Here is a 20,970-nt window from a genome sequence, read left to right on the forward strand (position 1 = left end):
CTGCGGATTTGCAGCGCGCAGGCGGCCCCGTCACCCGCCGCTTGGGACATGGGGGATGTGGGCGCGTTCCGTGTGCAGGTTTTGCTGAAGGGGTGCTCTTATTCGCTGGCCTTGAACGTCAGTTCGCCTTTGCGCCATTTGGCTGCTTTGGCGGTCGCTGCTTTGAGGACTTTGCTAAGGCCGGACTGGATCTGTTCGTGGGCGGCAAACACCATGAAGATGCTGTGGGATTCTTTGAAGACGATGCCGTGGCCTTCGGGCACTTCGACAAACGCGTATTCGCCCAAGCCATAGATGGTCATCTTGATGTCGCGGAAACGGAGTTCGAACTTGCCGCCTTCGCGGCTGGGCAATACCGCGGCACGGAAGTGGTCACCCACTTTGAGTTCCAGCCCGGGTTTGTCATCGACCACCAGTGCGGTTTCAGTGTCGATCTCAGACATGTAGATGCCTTCAGGGGATTGTTCGATGACATAAACGAATCGCGCCTGGAACAGCTTCACCAACTTTGCGCGCACGTCGCCGAGCACGAATAACGCATGGGTATCCAGATTACCTACTGCCAATGTACAAACTCCCAACATGATAGGAACTCGCCCGTACAGCGAACCGGGCGAGAAAGAAACGAGAAAGGTGCGCCCTGAAACCGGACGCTGGCGTGAGCATGGATTCTACTGGCAGTGAGTCTATAGGGGATATATCCCTTTCGTCCGCAGTAATGAAGTTTTTGACGCCGTAGGCTGTTTCAGTTGACCTGGCCCAACACAGCAAGACGCCATGGGATGTTTGAGTAGGACCGGCTTCAGCCGGAAAGAGGCCGGTTTGGGCACCCTCAATTTCGCCGTGTGACACCAGACGCGTTCCCGGCTAACGCCAGTCCTGCTAAAGCGCGCGGTGTGTCGGTGGCCCTTCAGGCAATCAGTTAGAACTCTTGTCCTCTCCGGGCACTCCCATGCAACAGAAGGTTACTCACTGACCACGCCAATCCGGGTCCTCGACCCGTCCGGGAGAAAAAATGGAAATCATGACACCGTCGCTTGAGTTGTTGTTCGAACAACTGGGGCTGGAATCCGATCAGGCCAGCATCGACGCGTTCGTCGCCGGGCATCATGTGCCTGAAGGCGTGAAAGTGTCCGAAGCCGATTTCTGGACGGACAATCAAGCGGCCTTGCTCAAGGAAAAGATCCAGCTGGATGATGACTGGGCACCCATCGTCGACGAACTGAACGCTTTGCTGCACACGCCGACCTGACACGTCGCGCTTATAAAAAATGACGGCCCTGGAGGCCGTCATTTTTTTCCTGCTCCGTCATCATCGCCACCGGTTCGTTTGATGCGCGCTGCTCACTGTGGATAACCGGGCTGACCAATATTGGTAAACATCTGCCGCCCTTCGAGCGCAGGGGCATGCACGAACAACCCGTCCACCAGCGCGTCGCGTCGGAAATTGTTCCAGTGGGCCGAGCGATGGATGTAGCGCCGGTACAACAGGGTTTGCTCAGCATCACTCAACGCACCGCCCTCCCCTTTGGCGTAACTCAGCAGCTTGGCGGCAATGGGACGCAACTCCGGTGGCAGGCTTATTTCCGCGGAGTCCTTGATGGGCAGGAACGGCACGCCCTCTTCGCTCGCCAGCGCGTGCATCACCCGCAGGTAAACAAGGGCAAGATGGTTGTAGACACGGCGCTCCAGCGTCACTGTCGCGACGACTGTCTTGACGCCTCGTGAGGTGCTGCCGGACCGCTCGAAACACTCCACGCCCAGCGAGGCGCTTTCATCCGCAGGGTCGAGCAAGCGTTGTGCATCGAGCGTGGACAGCTCGGCGTGGGCCTGCTGCCAGGCATCTGTGGCATCGTACGGCGTATTGACGCTGACCAGACTGCGGCGAGGCCGGAACAGCGACACTTTCTCCACTTCCTGGGGCTGGTAGCCGCCGCCAATGTCCGAATGGCTGCCGGGGAGCACGATTTCCCGGGGCCAGTCGGGCTTGACGCTGTTAAGCACGAAGTTGCGCCGATGCTCGTCGCCGGCGACCAGGTGCAGCACCTGCTGCGCACACCCTGGCGGCAGAAACAGATTGACCCGTTTATTGACGGCATCGCGAACGCTACCCAGGTCGGAAATCCCGCCCACGGCGGCCACCGTGTCGAACAGCCCAATGACCTTCAGCCGCACGCTGCCGCTGGCCCATGAAAAGCTGTCCGACAGCGGCAGCTTGCGGGGATCGAGAACCGGGTCCAGCGCGCCCCGGGATTTTTTCAGCACTTCGTTGGCCAGATGCCGGGCCGACGCCGCACCCCGACTGAAGCCAAACACGTCCAGTTCCAGCGCCCCGATGACACAACCCGGGTTATCGCTCTCAAACATAAGAAGTTCGTCGGCAAGTTTTTTGATGCCCCACGACACTTTCGCCACCACGCCGGTAGTACCGCGCCCAAAGCCCTGACCCGACAGGCGGGAATCGCGGCCGCCAGAGGTAGTACCAACACCACTGACATACACCGCGCCGTACACATAAGCGCCATCGGCGTTAATGATCGCCTTGCGTTGGCGTGCATATAAGCCGGCCAGTCTCGCGATATTGGTAAGGCTGTTGCTGTAACTGCTGCCAGGGTCAGTGTGTCGACCCCCGCACTCTTTTGTATGCACGCCACCGTTTACTTCCGCCATGGCCTGGCAGTCGGCGCCTATCTGGCTATTGACCCGGTTATTACCGGTTCCGTCGAAGAACACGCCGAGGCGAACGGTGACTTGGGGCGCGTCGGTGCGGGCATCGTTTGCTGCGTGAGTATTGGATATTTTTGTCATTTGATTCATCCGTGAGTACTGACATGAGTCCCGAACAGGCATTTACATATTCGGACATATACTCACAGGATGATCGCAGTTGACGCTCCGTCAACCGATGGAACTGCACTTCAGACGCGTCCTACTCCAATATCGGACGGTTAAATAATTAAAGGGCCTAAGTCGCACAACTAACGCTCCGCGAAGAGCTGCAAGCTTCAAGCCACAAGCCACAAGCGACAAGACGCCCGATCATTGCTCCCTGCTCTCCACTTGAAGCTTGAAGCTTGAAGCTTGCGGCTTGATCCTCAGCTTTTCTCCGGTCTATAGCCCAGCCGCAGCCCGCCCCAATGCCGGCCCTTGACGATGATGGGCACCGAAAGATCGTGCATCAGTTCGCCGGTGTCGCGGGTGTAGGTCTGCAACAGAACCGGCTGCTGGTGACTGCCGCAGCGGATGCCGGTGCGGTCGTCGAATTTGCGCTTGGTACGGTTGTTTATCGCGTCGACCGCCGTGTCGCCCGTCAACGGTCGGCTGAACACCTGATTGTGGGTCGGCACGTAACCCTGCTGGGTGCAAGCGATGGCAAAAACCAGCCCTTCATGACGGGTCAGCAGCGGCTCCTGAATGGCCGGCAGCGTCTGATCGGTGTAGCGGTCGAATCGCGTCTGGTACTTGGCCGGCGAAGTGTTGGCGATGGGCTGATAAGTGCGGTCGAACAGATCGGTCAGGCTGACCCGGCCCTGATCGATGTCCTGCTCGAACTTCGCGGCAATCTGGCCGGCGCCTTCCCGGGCAAGGTCATAAATGCGCTGGTGGTAGTCATCGAGGCCGACCTGGGCCAGGCGTTCGCTGATGGTTTCCGCCTGTTCTTCCATTTGCAACGCCGACTGCGCCAGGCGCCGGGTCTGGTCATCGCTGACGGCAAGGTCGCTGCGCATTTGCTCGACGGCCACGAACAGGCTGCTCAATTGCTCCTGATTGGTCTGGGCGCCCCGTGCAATTTCACCGACCTGCTGCTCCACGCCAACGGCCAGCTCGGCGATGTTCGCCAACTGCTTGCCGGTGGATTCAACCTGGGCCACGCCGCCACTCAAGTCGCCCGACAACTGGCGAATCTGCTCGACCACCTGACGGGTGCGCTGCTGAATATCAACCACCATCTCCCCGACCTCATTGGTCGCCGTCGCCGTGCGCCCGGCCAGCCCGCGCACTTCATCGGCCACCACGGCAAAGCCACGGCCGTGTTCACCGGCGCGCGCGGCTTCGATGGCAGCGTTCAGGGCAAGCAGATTGGTCTGGCTGGCGATGGACTGGATCACCGCCGTGACACGCTGAATGTCTTCGCTGCGCTGGCTGAGTGCTTCGATCAGTTCACGGCTGCTGTCGGCCCGTTCACTCAGTTGGTGCATCAGACCAATGGATTCATTGAGGACGCTGAGCCCGGCACCGCTGCTCTCCCGCGCCTGACTGGCAGCGCTGAGCGCTTGCTGGCTCAGGGTCGACGTGGCGCGCTCGGTGGTGATCATCACGTCAGCGCTGCTGACGATTTGCTCGGCCGCATTGACCTGGGACTGCAGCTTGCCCGCCAGTTGCCTGACGGAAAACGCCACGGCCGCAGCGGACAACGCGTTGTGACTGGTGCTTCGGGACAGATCCCGGGTCAGACGAGTCATCCCGTCTTCGCTCGTACCTGCCACGGCCCCTGGCGTCTGACTCGCGAACAGCGCCGGTAACCACAAGACCAACAGCGCAACGGGCAGACTCACATAGACAGACACATTGACCCAAGCCATCGCCGCAAACAGCAGGCACAGACCAAGGCTTTGCAGGGCGGGCGTCAGCCAGCGCGAACCGGTACGAACCTGCCCGTCAGCAGACGCGTGCGCGGGGTGGGAGGGTGTTGCTGCGTGACGACCTTTCGCATCCATGTCCGGGACCTGCCCTGCTTTCATTATTGTGAAAGCATTAGACGCCCAAATAGCGGCCATGCGCCATGAGTCATTGGTGGTAGTCGGTCGGAATGTGCGGTGACGGGGAACTTGAATGGGCGCAGCAGACGGTGCGCAATGGAACGGCTCGACCACCCGTTGCAGGCGGTCGAACCCGAGGGATCACGCCTGACGCTGGTGGCGGTCGATCTGCTCGTGGCGTTCCTGAGCTTCGATGCAGTACTTGGTGGTCGGACTGATCAGCAGGCGCTTGAGGCCAATCGGCTCGCCGCTGTCTTCGCACCAGCCAAAACTGTCGTCAGCGATGCGGCTCAAGGCCATTTCCAGCTGAGGCAGCATGCGCTGGTCACGGTCAATCACGTTCACCAGCCAGTGACGCTCTTCTTCCACGGAAGCGGCGTCGGCTGGGTCAGCCGGGGTGTCCAGGCTTTCGATCGCGATACGGCTCTGCTCGATACGCTCGTGGATTTCGACTTTCATGGCTTGCAACAGGTCGACGAAGAACGCGTGCTGCTCGGCGTTCATGTAGTCATCGGCCGGCATCGCCAGCAACTTTTCCTTGGTCATTGATTTCTCTATAAAAAAACGTGCATTAAGGCGATCTCAAAGGTGCGCCTCAACCTGGCATAAAGAGCGCCGTAGTCTCGAAGCGCCGCTTGGCACTCAATTTACGAGGGGCGGCAGTCTAAGGCCGGGTTCGGTACTCGGCAACATAATTGATCAGGATTCGTCCAACAAGGGTTTGAATACCCGGTGGCATTGGGTCGCGCCGGGATTTCAACGCGTGCTCGCCCGGTCGGGGTGCGCTCGAAAAGCGGCAGATGGTGTCTGACCGGCCATTGCGTGATCGGTTCAAACCGATGAAAAACGAAAAGGGCCTGATATCTGGCCCTTTAAGCAGCACGTCTATAGCTTAGCGCTTGAGCTTGCGCTTGTTGCGGTACTGATCGATAACCACGGCGACGACGATGATCAGGCCCTTGATGATGTCCTGGACATAGGCATCGACGCCGACGAAGGTAAAGCCGCTGGCCATGACACCGAGAATCAAGGCGCCGATGACCGTGCCGGTGATCCGCCCGACGCCCCCGGCCAGGCTCGTGCCGCCGATGACCGCAGCCGCAATGGCGTCCAGTTCGTAGGAAACGCCCATGCCGGCCTGCCCGGTGGCTGCCCGCGCCGACGCCACCACCCCGGCCAGCCCTGCCAACAGACCGGCGATGCTGTAGACGATGATCAGGTGACGCTTGACGTTGATCCCCGAGGTACGCGCCGCCTGCATGTTGCCGCCGATGGCGTAGGTGTATTTGCCGTACTTGGTGTAACGCAGGGCGATGTGAAAAATCACCGCCACCACCAGAAAGATGATGACAGGCATGGCGCCCTGGCCGATCGCCGTGTAGGAATCATTCAGCATGCTCACCGGCTGACCACCGGTGTAGTAGCGGGCCAGGCCCCGCGCCGAGACCATCATCCCCAGTGTGGCAATGAATGGCGGGATGCCGGTGATGGCGATAATGCTGCCGTTGATCGCACCGGCGAGCAGCCCCACCCCGAGCCCCGCGATCACCGGCGCCCACACCGGCAGATCGGTCAGCGACGGAAACACCGCGCGGGTGTAGTCCGACGACTGCGCCAGGCTGGCGGCAATCATCGCCGACAGCGCCAGCACCGAGCCTGACGACAAGTCGATGCCGGTGGTGATGATGACTTGGGTCACGCCGATGGCCAGCAGGCCGATGATCGACACCTGCAGAATCATCAGCACCAGCCGCTGGGAGTTCATCAGAAAGCTCTGATCGCGGACGATCCAGCCGAACAGCTCGAAAATCAGGCCAATGCCGATCAGCACCAGGAAAATGCTCAGTTCGGTGGGCAGCCGGCGCTTGTGCTTGCGGGGCGCCAGCGCGGGTTTGTTTTCCAGTATCGCGTTCATCTTCATGTGTGCCTCTTGTTCTTTTTCGACCCGACTGGGTCCTGGCGCAGTGCTCGAATTGGAGCTTCAACAGCCCGAAATTCAGTGAACAGGGTTTCCGGACGCCAAATGCATGACCCGTTCCTGAGTGGCCTCGGCGCGGTCGAGGGTGCCCATCATTTCGCCTTCGTGCATAACCATGACCCGGTCGCTCATGCCCAGCACTTCCGGCAGCTCGGAAGAAATCATGATGACCGCCATGCCTTCGCTGGCGAGCAGGGAAATCAGCCGGTAAATCTCGGCCTTGGCGCCGACATCGATGCCGCGGGTGGGCTCATCGAGGATCAGCACCCGCGGGTTGGTCATCAGCCAGCGCGCCAGCAGCGCCTTCTGCTGATTGCCGCCGGACAGCGTATCGATGCACTGCTCCAGGGACGGCGTCTTCACCCGCAGTTTTTTGCACATGTCTTCGCACAGCACGCGCAGGGCTTTCTGATGGACAAAGCCGTTGCCCACGTAATGGGGCAGCACCGCCATTTCCATGTTTTCCAGCACCGACAGGCACGGAAACAAGCCGCTGAGCTTGCGGTCTTCGGTGAGCAGCGCAAAGCCTCTCTCGATGGCGAAGTGCGGGTCGCTGACGCGGATTGGCGTCCCGTCGAGGAGAATTTCCCCGCGGGTGCTCGGGGTGATGCCGAAGAGCGTTTCGGCGACGTTGGTGCGCCCCGAGCCCATGAGGCCCGCGATGCCCAGCACTTCGCCAGCGTGGAGGTCGAACGACACGCCTTCGAACACGCCGTCGAGCGACAGGTCGCGAACCGACAGCAGCAACTTGCCCACGGGCTGGTCGCGTTCGGGAAACAGCTGAGTCAGTTCACGGCCAACCATCATCGAAATCAGGCTGTCGCCGTTCATGCTGTCGGCCCGCTGCAGGCCGATGTAGGCGCCGTCGCGGAACACCGCCACTTCATCGGCGATGGCGAACACTTCGTTCATCTTGTGGGTGATGTAGATGATGCCCTTTCCCTGGGCGCGCAGGTCGGCAATGATCGAAAACAGGTGGGCCACCTCCGTCTCGGTGATGGCGGACGTCGGCTCGTCCATGATCAGCACGTCGGAGTCGTAGGAAACGGCCTTGGCGATCTCGACCATCTGCCGTTCGGCGATGCTCAGGTTGCCGACCATTTCTTCCGGATCGAGGTTGATGCGCAGGCGTTCGAGCAATTCTTCCGTGCAGCGATGCATCGCGCGGTGATCGACCATGTGCAGGCCGTTGAGCTGCTCACGGCCGATCCAGATGTTCTCGGCGATGCTCATGTGCGGCATCAGGTTGAGTTCCTGATGGATCATCGCGATGCCCGATTGCAGCGCCGCCAGTGGCGACTGGAACACCACCGGTTTGCCGCGCAGGCGGATTTCGCCGGTGTCGGGCTGGTAGATGCCGGCGATGATCTTCATCAGCGTGGACTTGCCCGCGCCGTTCTCGCCCATCAGCGCCAGCACGCTGCCGGGCCGCACGCGCAGTTGCACGTTGTCCAGTGCCACCACCCCGGGGAAGCCCTTGCTGATGTTGGTGATTTCCAGCAGATAGGGATGCTCGGCGTCGTCCGCCGTCCCGGAAACGGGCGGATTGGTTGGGGCCGAAGAGGTTGCGGAAGCGGAAGCGAACATGGTCACAGGCTCCTCGAGTGACAGGGCGGCAGCAGCACGGAGGGGATGCTCTGCCGCGTGTCAGTCGTTGTGAGGTGAGCGGTTATTTGAAGGTGTTGACGTTGTCCGGCGTTATCAGCTTGAAGGGAATCACGATGGCCTGTTCGGGCAGCGTTTCCTTCTTCGCCAGTTTCACGGCCGCATCAATCGCGCCCTCACCCTGTCCCTTGGCGTCCTGAAACACCGAGACCGAGAGGTCGCCTTTCCTGACAGCGCTCAGGCCGTCCGGCGTGCCGTCGACACCGGCCACAAATACCTCACCCTTTTTGCCCGCCTGCTTCAGGGCCATGGCGGCGCCGATGGCCATTTCGTCGTTGTTGGAGATGACCGCTTTGAAATCGCCGCCCTGGGTCAGCCAGTCATTGGTAACGTCCATGCCTTTCTGCCGCTGCCAGGCGCCGGTCTGCTCCTGGGTCACCTTGATATTGGGGTAGTTTTTCAGGACTTCCTTGACCCCTGCGGTGCGGTCGCGGGTCGAGTTGTTGGCCAGTTCACCGAGCAAGATGACGACGTTGCCTTTGCCGTCCATTTTCTTGGCCAGGTATTCCATCTGCATGCGCCCGGCTTCTTTGTCGTCGGAGGTCACGGAGGCGACGCCTGCAGGCAGCTTCGGATCGTCCGGGCGGCGGTTGACGTAAACCAGCGGAATGCCGGCCGCTGTGGCCATCTTGGTGATGCGGTTGGTCGCTTCGGTGTCGACGGGGTTGACGATCAGTGCGTCGACCTTCTTGCCAATCAGCTCCTGCACCTGATCGAGCTGTTTGTTCACGTCATTGCGGCCATCGACAAACTGCAGGTCGACGCCGCCCATGGCTTTGACTTTCTTGTCCATGTCCTCGCGCATGTAGGTCAGGTAGGTGTCATCGAACTGCGACATGGACACGCCGATCTTCAGGTCGGCGGCCAGGGCGGCGCCGCTGCTCAGCATCAGGGCCAGGGCGAGTGAGGTAAAACGGACTTGGGTATTCATGAACGGTCTGTCTCCAGATTCTTGTTGTTGTAATGGCAGGGCTGACGACTGCTGGAGGTGCTGAGACTTAGCGCGGAGCGGTTGGCGCCGTGTCTGCAAGGTGCGCGACCGACCCGCCCGATGCCCCGCACACCACAACGCCGCGGCTTTGAACGCAGAGCACGCGGGCGATGGTTTCGAGGGCGGATTCGAACGCGGGGGCTGCGTTGCCCAGCGTGCGGGAAGCTGCGTGGGAAGCAGCGTGGCGAAGGGCGGGAAGCGCGAGTAAGAAGGGACGGCAAGCCTTGGCGGCTGATTTGAAGATATTCATCGGCGGTACCTGTCTGCGATTGGCTTTCTTGTTTTTGTGTCGCTCGTTCGGCCTGCTGCCGGAAGACCCGACCTCAGGCGCTGACGGCGAGAATCGGCAACCTGGAAAGGACTCTATTGGAAAATAATTTCTACTTCAACAGCTTTTAGAATTAATTTCTATTTTCGTTTTGATGCGCCACGTCCGAACTATCGGAGGGTGTGGCGCAGTGCCTCACAGGGCACCCGCGTGCGCTTTTTACAGCATCACCACCCGGCCCTCCATTGCGCTAGTCCTCGCAGCATCCAGCACCCTGGCCGAGGCCACCGCATCGTTGGCATCCACCGGATTACGCCCCTGATTCATCACCGCGTCTTGCAACTGCCGGTAAAACTCGGTCCAGCAGCCACGCTCCGACGGGACCCGCTCGCGGTGCTCGCCCTGCTCAAACCAGCCCCAGCGTCGATGTTCTTCCACGCCCCAGCGCTCGCCTTCGGATCGGGGAGACAACCCGGCCAGCGCAGCAGCTTCCTGACCGTCAAGGCCCTCCACGGTATAGCAGCCCCGTGAACCATTGACCCGAAATCGCGGGCCCTGGGCGTTTTGCAGGCAGTTGCCCCAGAGGTGCGAAACCACGCCGTTGGCATGGGTCAGGGAAATAAAGAAACCGTGATCGATCTTTTGCTCAGGCGTCGCGAACTCAAGCTCGGCGTACACCCGTTTCACCGGCCCGAACAGCAGCAGCGCCTGGTCCACCAGATGGCTGCCGAGATCGCGGAGAATACCGCCGCCGCTCTCCTTGCCCACGGAGGAAGGCGAGTAGCGCTCGACCCGCGACTCGAAGCGGCTGACGTTGCCGAGAACACCCTGATCGATCAGCTTGCGCACGGTGAGGAAGTCGGAGTCCCAGCGACGATTCTGGTACACGCCCAACAGCACGCCTCGGCGTTCGGCGGCGTCCACCAGCTCTTTTGCAGCCTGGGCATCCGGCGCGAACGGCTTGTCGCTGACCACGGGGACGCCGAGCTCAATGGCCTCAAGAATCAATGCACGCCGGGAAGCCAGCGGCGTCGAGATCACCACCGCATCGACACCGGCGGCGACCAGATCGGCCAGGCTGTCGAAGGCCGGGACCTTGGGGTAGTCGTTGCGCAGGTCCTGACGGCGTTCCGGCGAACGGGTGACCACGCCGGCAAACGTCACGCCGGGCTGGCTAGCAATCAGCGGCGCGTGAAAGTAGCGCCCGCCTTTGCCGTAGCCGATGAGTCCGATTTTCATGTGTGGAATTCCTGTTCCTGCTGGAGCCTGTTCAATACTGACGGGCCTTGGCCAACGCCGTTTTTTGTCGCTCGTACGCTTCGGCAGTCGTGCCTGTGGTCGAGACCTGCGCCACGCCCACGCGCCACCACGACAGGTAGCCATGGATCATGGTTTTCGGCAGCACCTTGATGTCGATCAGCGTCGAAACGGTCTGCGTGCGGGCATCGGCCAGTGCCGCTTCCAGCTCCCGGGCGTTGCTGACTTTGTACGTCTTGCAGCCATAGGCCGCGGCACTCATGGCGAAATCCACCGGCACGAAGTCGCCATCCAGCTGACCGGTCTCGGGATTGCGATACCGGAACTCGGTGCCGAAACTGCCCATGCCGTTGCCCATCTGCAAATTGTTGATGCAGCCGAAGGCCATGTTGTCGAGCAGCACCACGTTGATCTTGCGCCGTTCCTGAATCGACGTGGCCAGCTCCGAGTGCAGCATCATGTAGGAACCGTCGCCGACCAGCGCGTACACCTCACGCGTCGGCGCCGCCATTTTCACGCCCAATGCGGCGTTGACCTCGTAGCCCATGCAGGAATAGCCGTACTCGACGTGATAACTCTCGACACTGGTGCTGCGCCAGGCCCGCTGCAAGTCGCCGGGCAGACTGCCGGCCGCCGCGACGATCACCGCGTCCGCGGGCAATTGCTGGTTGAGCACCCCCAGCACCCGGCTCTGGGTCAGGCACGAACCGGTCATTTCGATGAAATCGCGCAGCACCTGGGGGTCGAGATGGCCGCTGACTTCCGGCTCGAAATCTTCGGTCTGGTATTCCACGGCGTACAGCCGATCCACTTCCGCGTCCAGGGCGGCCCTCGCCTCTCGCGGCTGCTCGCCCCATTGCGCGCGGTAGTCGCCCAACTGACTCGCCAACGACTGCAGCGCCAGGCGCGCGTCGGCCAGCACCTGCACGCCATCGAGCTTCTGCACATCGAAGGCGCCGACGTTGAGGTTGAGGAACTGCACGTCAGGGTTTTGAAAAAGGGATTTCGAGCCGGTCGTGAAGTCGCTGTAACGGGTGCCGACGCCAATGATCAGGTCTGCTTCTCGCGCCAGGGTATTGGCCGCCAGGCTGCCGGTCTCGCCGATACCGCCCATGTTCAGCGGATGGGCGGAGACGATGGCGCTTTTGCCCGCCTGGGTTTCGCTGAACGGAATGCCGAAGCGCTCGGCGAACGCCTGCAACTCTGCAGCCGCGCCGGAATAGCGCACCCCGCCGCCACAGATCAGCAGCGGTTTGCGCTTGCCTTTGAGAAGCGCCACGGCGTCGCTGAGCATCGCCTCGGTGGGCGGACGGCGGTCGATGCGGTGCACACGTTTCTGCAGGAATGAATCGGGGTAATCGTAGGCTTCGGCCTGCACGTCCTGGGGCAGCGCCAGCGTGACCGCGCCGGTTTCGGCAGGGTCGGTGAGCACGCGCATGGCGTTGAGGGCCGCGCTCATCAGTTGCTCGGGGCGATTGATGCGATCCCAGTATTTACTGACGGCCTTGAAGGCGTCGTTGGTGCTGATGCTGAGGTCGTGGAACTGCTCGATCTGTTGCAGCACCGGATCGGGCTGGCGACTGGCGTAGACATCGCCGGGCAGCAACAGCAGCGGAATGCGGTTGGCCGACGCGGTGGCCGCGGCGGTGATCATGTTGGCGGCGCCGGGGCCGACCGATGAGCTGCAGGCGTAGATCTTGCGCCGCAGGTGTTGCTTGGCAAAACCCATGGCGGCGTGGCACATGCCCTGTTCGTTGCGCCCTTGATGCACGATGAGGTCGCCGCTGTCCTGCTCCAGCGCTTGGCCCAGGCCAAGGACGTTGCCGTGACCAAAAATGGTGAACACTCCGGCGACGAACTTGCTCTGCACGCCGTCGACCTCGACGTACTGGTTATCGAGAAACTTCACCAGGGCCTGGGCCATGGTCAATCGAGTCGTGGTCATGCTTGCACCTTGTTGTTATTGGCGGTGATGAAAGCCTAGGGCGCGGTTGGCGAGTTGGCTGACTCAGCTGAATATTCAGACTCAGCGATGATTCCTGTGGGAGTGACCGCGTGCGGCAGACGGTCAGCGCAAATTCTCTACTTCGCCGTCGGCATGCTGAATTCGGCGCCCTTGGCGATGCTGTCCGGCCAGCGCTGCATGACGCTCTTGTAGCGGCTGTAAAAGCGCAGGCCTTCTTCGCCGTAGGCATGGTGATCGCCGAACAGTGAGCGCTTCCAGCCGCCAAACGAATGCCAGGCCATCGGCACCGGGATCGGCACGTTGATGCCCACCATGCCGACCTTGATGTTGCGCGCGAACGCCCGGGCGATCCCGCCGTCGCTGGTGAAGCACGACACGCCGTTGCCGAATTCGTGGGCGTTGATCAGCTCGACCGCCGAGGCGAAATCCGGCACGTGGACGATGCCCAGCACCGGCCCGAAGATTTCTTCCTTATAAATAGTCATCTCCGGCATTACCTCATCGAACAGCGTGGCGCCGACGAAGAAGCCCTGCTCCGCACCCGGCACGGTGAAGTTGCGCCCGTCGACGATCAGCTTCGCGCCCTCCTGCACGCCCTGGGCGATGTAGCCCTCGACCTTGGCCTTGTGCACCGCGGTCACCAGCGGGCCCATGTCCGAATCGGCGGTCATGCCGTTGCCGACCTTGAGCGCATCGATGCGCGGCAGCAGTTTGTCGATGAGTTTCTGCCCCACGTCTCCTACCACCACAGCAATGGAGATCGCCATGCAGCGCTCGCCGGCCGAACCGTAGGCCGCGCCGATCAATGCGTCGGCGGCCTGATCCAGGTCGGCATCGGGCATGACGATCATGTGGTTTTTCGCACCGCCGAGGGCCTGCACCCGCTTGCCGTGGGCCGTGCCCTGTTGGTGAATGTATTCGGCGATGGGCGTGGAGCCGACAAATGAAATCGCCTCGATGCCCTTGTGTTGCAGCAGCGCATCCACGGCCACCTTGTCGCCCTGCACGACGTTGAACACGCCGTCCGGCAGGCCCGCCTGTTTCAACAGCTGCGCCATCAACAGGCTCGCCGACGGGTCGCGCTCGGACGGTTTGAGGATGAAGCAGTTACCGGTGACCAGCGCCATGGGAATCATCCACAGCGGCACCATCACCGGGAAGTTGAACGGCGTGACGCCGGCGCAAACCCCCAGTGGCTGACGCAGGTTCCAGTTGTCGATGCCGCCACCGATATTGTCGCTGTAGTCGCTTTTCAACAGGCTCGGCGCGCCACAGGCGAACTCGACGATCTCGATGCCACGGACCACTTCGCCCTTGGCATCGGAAAACACCTTGCCGTGCTCGCGGCAGATCATGGCGGCCAGCTCGTCATGGTGCTGGTCGAGCAATTCCTTGAATTTGAACATCACCCGCGCACGCCGCAGGGACGACTGATCCGCCCACGCGGGAAACGCCGCCTGGGCCGCGGCGACGGCTTCATCAACGGTCTTCAGCTCCGCCAGCGCCACCCGCGCCTGCACGGCGCCAGTGGCCGGATTGAACACATCACTGAAACGCTCGGCGCTGTCGTGAATCTGGCCATTGATGTAGTGGCCGATGATTGGGGCAGTGCTCATTGCGGGCTCCTTAAAATAAGCGGGGAATTACAAGTCGAGCAGCCAACTGTGCTGCGGATCGTTATGGAATTGCCAGGCGCGCTTCGGCCCGGCCATCACGTTCAAATAATAGGACTCGTAACCGTACGGCACGCTGACCGGGTGATAGCCCTTGGGCACCGTGACCAGGTCATTGTTCTCCACGGCCATGGCCTGATCGATGCTGCGATCGTCGGTGTACACGCGCTGGAACACATAGCCCTGGGGCGGGTTGACCTGATGGTAATAGGTTTCTTCGAGAAAGCTCTGGTGGGGTAAATCATCTGTGTCGTGCTTGTGCGGCGGGTAGCTCGACGAGTGGCCCGAGGGCGTGCGCACTTCCACCACCAGCAGCGAATGCGCCGGTTCGGAATCGGGAAGGATGTCGCAGACGTAACGGGTGTTGGCCGCCCGGCCGCGCACGCTGCGTTTCATCGTGTCGGGAGTGATCACGCGCGCCGGCAGGTCTTTGGACGCATCGCCTGGCGCGGCGCACACGGCAATCTGCACCGCGCTCAACGCCGTGACTTCGGCCTGACTGCCCGGTGGCAGGTACACGGCGAAGGGCGATTTGTCCTCGAACACGGATTGCCGATCGCCGAGGTTTTCCCAGTTGAAACCGCCCTGCCCCGGCGCCTCGCCGCTGACGCTGATGCGGCCGCTGAGCAGCACCAGGCAGATTTCCTTGTCGCCCGTACTCACTGGCAACCGTTCGCCGACGCTCAATCGGTGGGCGGAGAAGCCGACGTACGTCAGCACGCCGTCGGCCAGCGCGACCACGTCGCGCCCTTCGGCCCTGCTCTTGACCAAGAGATTCATGTTCACAGGCTCCTCTGTTCAAGGGGTTGTTGAAGTGCGTTCTGTTGGTTAGCCACGTCATTCACCTGCGCGGCGGCCAGCAGCGTGCGCAGGGTTTCATAGCCCTTCTTCGCGTAGGCATAACTCGGCGCGACGGCCGGGTCCTGTTCCGCCTCGACCACCAGCCAGCCCTGGTAACCGGCCTGCATCAACACGTCCAGCAGCGCGGCGAAATCGATGTCGCCATCGCCGGGCACGGTGAAGGTGCCGTTGACGATGCAGTCCGGAAAGCTCCACAAGTTGTTGCGCGCCAGCTGCACCACCGGCTTGCGCACGTCCTTGAAATGCACATGGCAGACGCGATCAATGTGCTGGCTCAGCAACTGCAGCGGTTCGCCGCCGCCCATATAGCAGTGGCCGGAATCGAACAGCAGGCCGACTTCATCGCCAGTCAGGGCCATCAGCGTGTCGATGTCCTGCGGCGATTCCACGTACGCGCCCATGTGGTGGTGATAGGCCAGACGCACGCCATGGGACAACGTAAACCGGGCCAGCTCTGTTAGCTTGTCGGCGTAGGCCTGCCAGGCGCTGGCGCTGTGGAAGCGCGGCCGCTCGACCAGCCGGATACGCTGGCCCTGAATCGAATCGGCCACTTCGCCATAGACCAGCACCGAGGCGCCGTTGTGTTTAAGCAGTTCGACGTGACTGGCGATGGCGTCGATTTCTTCGGCCGCCGAGCGGCTGGCGAGTCGACCGGAATACCAGCCTGACACCAGCGCCAGGTCATACGGGCGCAACACATCGGCCACGCCTTGAGCGGTCTTCGGGAATTTGCCGTTGAGCTCGAAGCCCTCATAGCCAATCTCCTTGCCCTCACTGAGCGCAGTGCTCAGAGGCGTTTCGCCGCCGAGGGCCGGCAGGTCGTCGTTGCTCCAGGAAATCGGGTTGATGCCAATTCGGATTGCAGAAGCGGGCATGGCTGCACCTTTATTGTTGTTATCACGTTCAACTGAACGCACAGGCCTCAGGTTCTGACTTCAAGCCCGGGCGTCGCGCCAGGACTCGATCAGGAAAACGAAATTGCTCTGCACCCGCGTGATCAGGTCCGCGTCATCGATTTCGCCCTCCAGCCAGGCTCGGCTGGGCTCGTGAAAGATCGTGCGGCCTACGGCAAAACCCCGGCAGGTGGTGCTTTTGGCCGCCTCACGAAAGCCGACCGCGAGGGTTTCGGCGGGCGCATTCAGCCCCAGCAACACCACGCCCCGGCAGTACGGATCGCGCTCGTGGATCAGCGCGTCGAGCTGCTCCCAGACCTCCGCGGGCTGCGACTCGATTTTCCACCAGGCCGGGTAAATGCCGAGGTTGTAGAGGCGCTTGAGAGAACGAAGGATGACGTCCGGATGAGTCGAAGGATGATCCTTGGGCGGGATAACCTCCAGCAGCAGTTCGTGACCGCTGGCCAGCGCCGCCTGATACAGGCCCAACAACTGCGCTTCCTGCTCCAGTCGCAGCATAGGCTCGTCATCCGGGTGGTATTGCACCAGGCACTTGATGATCTGTTCTTGCGGCCAGCTTTGCAGCGTGCTGCCGACCGAACGCCCATGCTCGAATGCCAGCGGCCGCGAGCCTTGGACTTCCACCGGCCGGGCCACCCACCAGCCGCGGCCGCTGGCGGCATTCAGCGAATCCTGACCAAAGCGCTGATCCGCCAGCACCCCAACATCAGCGGCAATGCCGCGCTTGTGCAAATCGGCCTCGACCCGGGCCACCGCCTGAACGAACAACTGCTTGAGCTGGCCGATGCAGGCCGGATCGCGCCCGGCCTTTTGCGCCAGTTCTACCAGTTGCCCGCGGTGATCGAAGGCGAAGATGAACAGCGGCTGCCATTCCCGACGGGGCACGCTGACGCGGTGCAGTCGCTGCAGCACCGCGTCCTGATCGGGTCGGGTAATCGGCACCGGGCTGTTGAACAGGTATTCCAGCTCGACCAGCGTCGGCATGGCCGGCGCGCAGGCATGGCGCGACACCACCAGACCGCCGCAGGCATTGGCCAACTGGCAGCAGCGCTCGTCGCTCTCGTCGTTGAGCCAGCCCTTGAGAAAGCCGGACATGAACGCGTCGCCCGCGCCCAGCACATTGAGTACTTCCACGCGCACGCCGGGGTAAATTGCGCCGTCTTCCAGCTTCTCCGGTATCGCCCCGTGAATCACCGTGCAGCCTTGGGGCCCGAGCTTCACCACCAGGGTCGCGGCACTGAGCTCGCGGACACGGCGCAAGGCACTGAGCAAATCGGTCGAGCCGCCAGCGATGAGGAATTCTTCTTCGGTGCCGACGATCAGGTCGAAGCGCGGCAGGATGCGCTGCACGTGCTGGCTGACGGTGTCGTTGGCGACGAAGCGCGTCTCGCCGTCAGCTTTGCCGGCCAGGCCCCAGAGCACCGGGCGGTAATCGATATCGAGGACACGTTTGACGTTGTGTTTTTCGGCGTAGTCCAGCGCCTGACTGCTGGCGCGGAACACCTGATCGGTGGAGAAGTGCGTGCCGGTGATCAGCAGCGCTTTGCTGGAGGCGATCTGCGCTTCGTGGATGTCTTCGGGTTGCAGCGCCATGTCGGCGCAGTTCTCGCGGTAGAACACCAGCGGAAAGGTTTCGCGGTCTTTGATGCCGAGCAGGACCATGGCGGTCAGGCGTTCACTGTCGACTTTGATGCCGCTGACGTCGCAGCCCTCCCGCGCCAGGGATTCCACCAGAAACCGGCCCATGTGATCGTCGCCGACGCGGGTCAGCATGGCCGACTTCACGCCCAGCCGTGCGGTGCCGAACGCGATGTTGGCGGAGGAGCCGCCGAGGTATTTGGCGAAACTGCTCACGTCCTCCAGGCGCGCGCCGATCTGCTGCGCGTAGAGATCGACGCCAAGGCGCCCGAGACAAATCACGTCCAGCTGACGCCCAGTGGCAAAACGAGTCTGGCCCATGCCGGCCCTCTTCTTTTATTGTTATTGATTTGATTGTGGACCCGCTTGAAAGCGAGGTGCCTGCAAGCGAGTTCGTGGGTGCAGACTAGAACGCCGCCGAGGCTTGATCAATGAATTTTTCTAAATTATTTTCATGTGGAATATTTATTCCACTTTGCAATGCGGGTCGCAGCCTGCAAAACTGCCTGCCTGTCGTCCTGAACACTCCACAACGCAACACCCCGCCAAAGGATTCGCATTTATGTCCAGCCTTGATCAGCCAGGCTCGCTCGATACCGGAGCCGACGGTGCAACGGCCGTTACCGCGCCGGAGACCGCCGATGCACTGCTCAAGTTGATCACGGCCGACTACGAAAGCCTGCCGCGCCAGCTCAAGCGCATTGCCAGCTACATGAGCCAGCAGAGCGACCGGATCATGGTCGACCGCATCAGCGACATCGCTCGGGAATGCGAAGTGCATCCTTCCGCCATCGTGAGGTTCTCCCAGCGCTTCGGCTTCAGCGGCTTCAGCGAAATGCAGGCGCTGTTCCGCGAGGCCTACACCCACAAAGCCACGCCGGTGCAGAACTACCAGCAACGCATTCGCAGCATGATCGCCAACAAATCTCAGAAGGCCAGCGCAGGCGACCTGGCCCGCGAATGCGTAAACGCCACCCTGTCGGGGCTGGAGCGCCTGGCGCTGGAACTGGACGACGAGGCCTTTGAGAACGCCGTGGACCTGGTGGTCAACGCCGACAATATCTACGTGGTCGGGGTACGACGTTCGTTCGCCGTCGCCGACTATCTGGTCTACAACCTGCAACACACCAACAAGCGCATCCATCTGATTTCCGGGCTCGGCGGCAGTTATCGAGAGCAGATGCGCAGCGTACGCGCCAACGATCTGGTGATCGCCATCAGCTTCACGCCCTACGGCAAGGAAACACAGCACTGTCTGCGCATCGCCCAGCATCATCAGGCCAAGACGTTGATCATTACTGACAGCAATCTGTCGCCTCTGGCCAAGCGCGCCAATGCAGTGCTGCTCGTCAACGAAGGCAGTTCATTTGCATTTCGCTCCCTCAGCGCCACGCTGTGTTTGTGTCAGGCGCTGTTCATTGCCGTGGCCTACCGCCTGGAGTTGAAGGTGGACGAGATTTCCGAACAGGCCGGCTTCGATGACTGACATCTGACAACTTGTACAAACCCGACGAACCGTATAACTTTGTTATGGCTTTTTAACATTACGTGCGTGATGATCAGCTGCACTGCACACGGAACACGCATCTGAGCTGCCTCGCGCTCGCAAGGTCATGGATAGGACCGCTCCTCATCCATTTGCCTGAGCCGCCATCATGTTTTTCGACTCGTCCAAGAACAAAATCATCCAGGACCTGCAACTGACCGTCGCCCATCAGGCCAGTCTGCTGGAGGCGATCAATCGCTCTATGGCCAGCATCGAATTCGATCTGAACGGTGTGGTGCTCAAGGCAAACGACAACTTCTTCAAAACCATGCGCTACCGGCCCGAGCAGGTCATCGGCAAGGAACACCGCATGTTCTGCACGCCGGAGCACGCCCGCAGCCCCGAGTACGCGCAATTGTGGTCGCGCCTGCGCAACGGCGAATTCGTCTCGTCGACGTTCCAGCGCGTGGCGGGCGATGGCAGCACCGTATGGCTGGAGGCCAATTACAACCCGGTCAGGGACTCGGACGGCAAGGTCACCCGGGTGGTCAAATACGCGATGGACGTCACCACCAAGCTTCAGGCCGAGAGTGAAACCCACAATAAGCTGCAGGCCATCGACCGCGCCATGGCAGTCATCGAGTTCGACCTGGACGGCACGATCATCGCTGCCAACGACAACCTGTTGCGCTTGCTGGGCTACAGCCGGCAAGAGCTGCTGGGTAAAAGCCACAAGTTGCTCTGCCCCCCTGAGTTCACCAAAAGCACCGAGTATCAGGACTTTTGGCGTCGGTTGAACAAGGGTGAATTTTTCAGCGATCAGTTCAAGCGCGTCGGCAAGCACGGCCAGACGCTCTGGCTGGAAGCGTCCTATAACCCGGTGTACGACGCCGCCGGCAAGCTGTGGAAGGTGGTCAAGTTTGCGTCGGACGTGACCGCGCGCATCGAAAAGCACGAGCAGGATTCCCACAGCGCTGCGCAGGCGTATCACATTTCGGTGCAGACGCAGAAGTTTGCCGAGCAGGGCACGCTGGTGATCCAGCAGGCGGCCAGTGAGATGCGTCAGATCTCGCAGAATATCGATGATTCGTCGCGGATCATTGGTCAGTTGGGTGAGCGGTCGGAGCAGATCACGGCGATTGTGAATACGATTCGCAGTATTGCGGATCAGACGAATTTGCTGGCGTTGAATGCGGCGATCGAGGCGGCCCGGGCCGGTGATCAGGGCCGTGGCTTTGCGGTGGTGGCCGATGAGGTTCGGCAGTTGGCGGGACGCACAAGCCGTTCGACGCAGGAGATTTCGGAGATGATTCAGGTGATTCAGACCGAGACGCGGCAGGCGATTGTGAGTATGGACAATACGCGGAGTACGGCGGTGAAGGGTGTGGGTCTGGCGGATCAGGCGGGGGATGCGATTGTGCAGATCAGCTCGGGGACGAATGATGCGGTGGATGCCGTGAGGATGTTCGCGGGCCGCGATTGACCCTTAAGATCAAGTGCGTTTGCCTAACGG

15 protein-coding genes and 2 pseudogenes are annotated in these 20,970 nt (G+C 61.4%); 4 read left to right on the plus strand and 13 right to left on the minus strand.

The window, feature by feature from the left end; all coding sequences use genetic code 11:
• Window positions 1-98 precede the first annotated feature (98 nt).
• Window positions 99-566, minus strand: a complete 468-nt coding sequence (locus AC3ISG_RS17380; protein WP_122537748.1) for a hypothetical protein — start codon at window positions 564-566, stop codon at window positions 99-101.
• Window positions 567-1,015: 449 nt separating this feature from the next.
• Here AC3ISG_RS17380 and AC3ISG_RS17385 point away from each other — a divergent pair, with 449 nt between their 5' ends.
• Window positions 1,016-1,252, plus strand: coding sequence for a DUF2789 family protein (locus AC3ISG_RS17385; RefSeq protein WP_489297545.1), 237 nt, complete (start codon window positions 1,016-1,018; stop codon window positions 1,250-1,252).
• Window positions 1,253-1,344: 92 nt separating this feature from the next.
• Here AC3ISG_RS17385 and AC3ISG_RS17390 read toward each other — a convergent pair whose 3' ends face one another.
• From AC3ISG_RS17390 to AC3ISG_RS17445, 12 genes are all read right to left on the minus strand, one after another.
• Window positions 1,345-2,808 carry a T6SS phospholipase effector Tle1-like catalytic domain-containing protein gene (locus AC3ISG_RS17390; RefSeq protein WP_122537746.1) on the minus strand — a complete coding sequence of 488 codons (1,464 nt, stop codon included), beginning with the start codon at window positions 2,806-2,808 and terminating at the stop codon, window positions 1,345-1,347.
• 287 nt (window positions 2,809-3,095) lie between these two features.
• Window positions 3,096-4,778: a methyl-accepting chemotaxis protein gene (locus AC3ISG_RS17395; protein WP_489297546.1), complete on the minus strand. Its 1,683-nt coding sequence runs from the start codon at window positions 4,776-4,778 to the stop codon at window positions 3,096-3,098.
• 123 nt (window positions 4,779-4,901) lie between these two features.
• A complete protein-coding gene (locus tag AC3ISG_RS17400) occupies window positions 4,902-5,306 on the minus strand; it encodes a TraR/DksA family transcriptional regulator (RefSeq protein ID WP_122537744.1) in 405 nt (134 codons plus the stop codon).
• A 346-nt stretch (window positions 5,307-5,652) separates the two neighbouring features.
• On the minus strand, window positions 5,653-6,675 hold the full coding sequence (locus AC3ISG_RS17405; protein ID WP_122537858.1) for an ABC transporter permease: 1,023 nt from the start codon (window positions 6,673-6,675) through the stop codon (window positions 5,653-5,655).
• 81 nt (window positions 6,676-6,756) lie between these two features.
• Window positions 6,757-8,325 carry a sugar ABC transporter ATP-binding protein gene (locus tag AC3ISG_RS17410; RefSeq protein WP_272631092.1) on the minus strand — a complete coding sequence of 523 codons (1,569 nt, stop codon included), beginning with the start codon at window positions 8,323-8,325 and terminating at the stop codon, window positions 6,757-6,759.
• Between the two features lie 82 nt (window positions 8,326-8,407).
• Complete coding sequence (locus AC3ISG_RS17415; protein ID WP_272631090.1) at window positions 8,408-9,334, minus strand: sugar ABC transporter substrate-binding protein; 927 nt, start codon at window positions 9,332-9,334, stop codon at window positions 8,408-8,410.
• A gap of 547 nt (window positions 9,335-9,881) precedes the next feature.
• Window positions 9,882-10,901 carry a Gfo/Idh/MocA family protein gene (locus tag AC3ISG_RS17420; RefSeq protein WP_489297547.1) on the minus strand — a complete coding sequence of 340 codons (1,020 nt, stop codon included), beginning with the start codon at window positions 10,899-10,901 and terminating at the stop codon, window positions 9,882-9,884.
• A 31-nt stretch (window positions 10,902-10,932) separates the two neighbouring features.
• Window positions 10,933-12,864: a 3D-(3,5/4)-trihydroxycyclohexane-1,2-dione acylhydrolase (decyclizing) gene (iolD, locus tag AC3ISG_RS17425; protein WP_489297548.1), complete on the minus strand. Its 1,932-nt coding sequence runs from the start codon at window positions 12,862-12,864 to the stop codon at window positions 10,933-10,935.
• A gap of 137 nt (window positions 12,865-13,001) precedes the next feature.
• Entirely contained in the window at window positions 13,002-14,501 is a 1,500-nt protein-coding gene (locus tag AC3ISG_RS17430) for a CoA-acylating methylmalonate-semialdehyde dehydrogenase (RefSeq protein ID WP_489297549.1), read from the minus strand.
• A gap of 27 nt (window positions 14,502-14,528) precedes the next feature.
• The gene (gene iolB, locus AC3ISG_RS17435) at window positions 14,529-15,338 is read right to left on the minus strand and encodes a 5-deoxy-glucuronate isomerase (RefSeq protein WP_489297550.1); all 810 of its coding nucleotides are present in this window, start codon (window positions 15,336-15,338) and stop codon (window positions 14,529-14,531) included.
• 2 nt (window positions 15,339-15,340) lie between these two features.
• Window positions 15,341-16,294, minus strand: coding sequence for a myo-inosose-2 dehydratase (gene iolE / locus AC3ISG_RS17440; RefSeq protein ID WP_489297551.1), 954 nt, complete (start codon window positions 16,292-16,294; stop codon window positions 15,341-15,343).
• 60 nt (window positions 16,295-16,354) lie between these two features.
• On the minus strand, window positions 16,355-18,292 hold the full coding sequence (locus AC3ISG_RS17445; RefSeq protein WP_489297552.1) for a bifunctional 5-dehydro-2-deoxygluconokinase/5-dehydro-2-deoxyphosphogluconate aldolase: 1,938 nt from the start codon (window positions 18,290-18,292) through the stop codon (window positions 16,355-16,357).
• A 241-nt stretch (window positions 18,293-18,533) separates the two neighbouring features.
• On the opposite strand from AC3ISG_RS17445, the gene AC3ISG_RS17450 reads away from it, so the two are divergent.
• The 3 genes and pseudogenes from AC3ISG_RS17450 to AC3ISG_RS17460 form a co-directional block, all read left to right on the plus strand.
• Window positions 18,534-19,457 (plus strand): MurR/RpiR family transcriptional regulator, encoded by a 924-nt coding sequence (locus AC3ISG_RS17450; RefSeq protein WP_122624779.1) that lies wholly within the window; start codon window positions 18,534-18,536, stop codon window positions 19,455-19,457.
• A 262-nt stretch (window positions 19,458-19,719) separates the two neighbouring features.
• Window positions 19,720-20,403, plus strand: a pseudogene (locus tag AC3ISG_RS17455) (PAS domain-containing protein); the annotation flags it as partial.
• A 105-nt stretch (window positions 20,404-20,508) separates the two neighbouring features.
• Window positions 20,509-20,940, plus strand: a pseudogene (locus AC3ISG_RS17460) (methyl-accepting chemotaxis protein); the annotation flags it as partial.
• Window positions 20,941-20,970 lie beyond the last annotated feature (30 nt).

It is taken from the genome of Pseudomonas sp. GL_135, from assembly GCF_057834665.1.

Bases quoted from the DNA above. Each gene is read 5' to 3' on its own strand.
- AC3ISG_RS17385 (WP_489297545.1), top strand. From the start codon at position 1,016: ATGGAAATCATGACACCGTCGCTTGAGTTGTTGTTCGAACAACTGGGG.
- AC3ISG_RS17390 (WP_122537746.1), bottom strand. From the start codon at position 2,808: ATGACAAAAATATCCAATACTCACGCAGCAAACGATGCCCGCACCGAC.
- AC3ISG_RS17395 (WP_489297546.1), bottom strand. From the start codon at position 4,778: ATGGCCGCTATTTGGGCGTCTAATGCTTTCACAATAATGAAAGCAGGG.
- AC3ISG_RS17400 (WP_122537744.1), bottom strand. From the start codon at position 5,306: ATGACCAAGGAAAAGTTGCTGGCGATGCCGGCCGATGACTACATGAAC.
- AC3ISG_RS17405 (WP_122537858.1), bottom strand. From the start codon at position 6,675: ATGAACGCGATACTGGAAAACAAACCCGCGCTGGCGCCCCGCAAGCAC.
- AC3ISG_RS17410 (WP_272631092.1), bottom strand. From the start codon at position 8,325: ATGTTCGCTTCCGCTTCCGCAACCTCTTCGGCCCCAACCAATCCGCCC.
- AC3ISG_RS17415 (WP_272631090.1), bottom strand. From the start codon at position 9,334: ATGAATACCCAAGTCCGTTTTACCTCACTCGCCCTGGCCCTGATGCTG.
- AC3ISG_RS17420 (WP_489297547.1), bottom strand. From the start codon at position 10,901: ATGAAAATCGGACTCATCGGCTACGGCAAAGGCGGGCGCTACTTTCAC.
- iolD (WP_489297548.1), bottom strand. From the start codon at position 12,864: ATGACCACGACTCGATTGACCATGGCCCAGGCCCTGGTGAAGTTTCTC.
- AC3ISG_RS17430 (WP_489297549.1), bottom strand. From the start codon at position 14,501: ATGAGCACTGCCCCAATCATCGGCCACTACATCAATGGCCAGATTCAC.
- iolB (WP_489297550.1), bottom strand. From the start codon at position 15,338: ATGAATCTCTTGGTCAAGAGCAGGGCCGAAGGGCGCGACGTGGTCGCG.
- iolE (WP_489297551.1), bottom strand. From the start codon at position 16,294: ATGCCCGCTTCTGCAATCCGAATTGGCATCAACCCGATTTCCTGGAGC.
- AC3ISG_RS17445 (WP_489297552.1), bottom strand. From the start codon at position 18,292: ATGGGCCAGACTCGTTTTGCCACTGGGCGTCAGCTGGACGTGATTTGT.
- AC3ISG_RS17450 (WP_122624779.1), top strand. From the start codon at position 18,534: ATGTCCAGCCTTGATCAGCCAGGCTCGCTCGATACCGGAGCCGACGGT.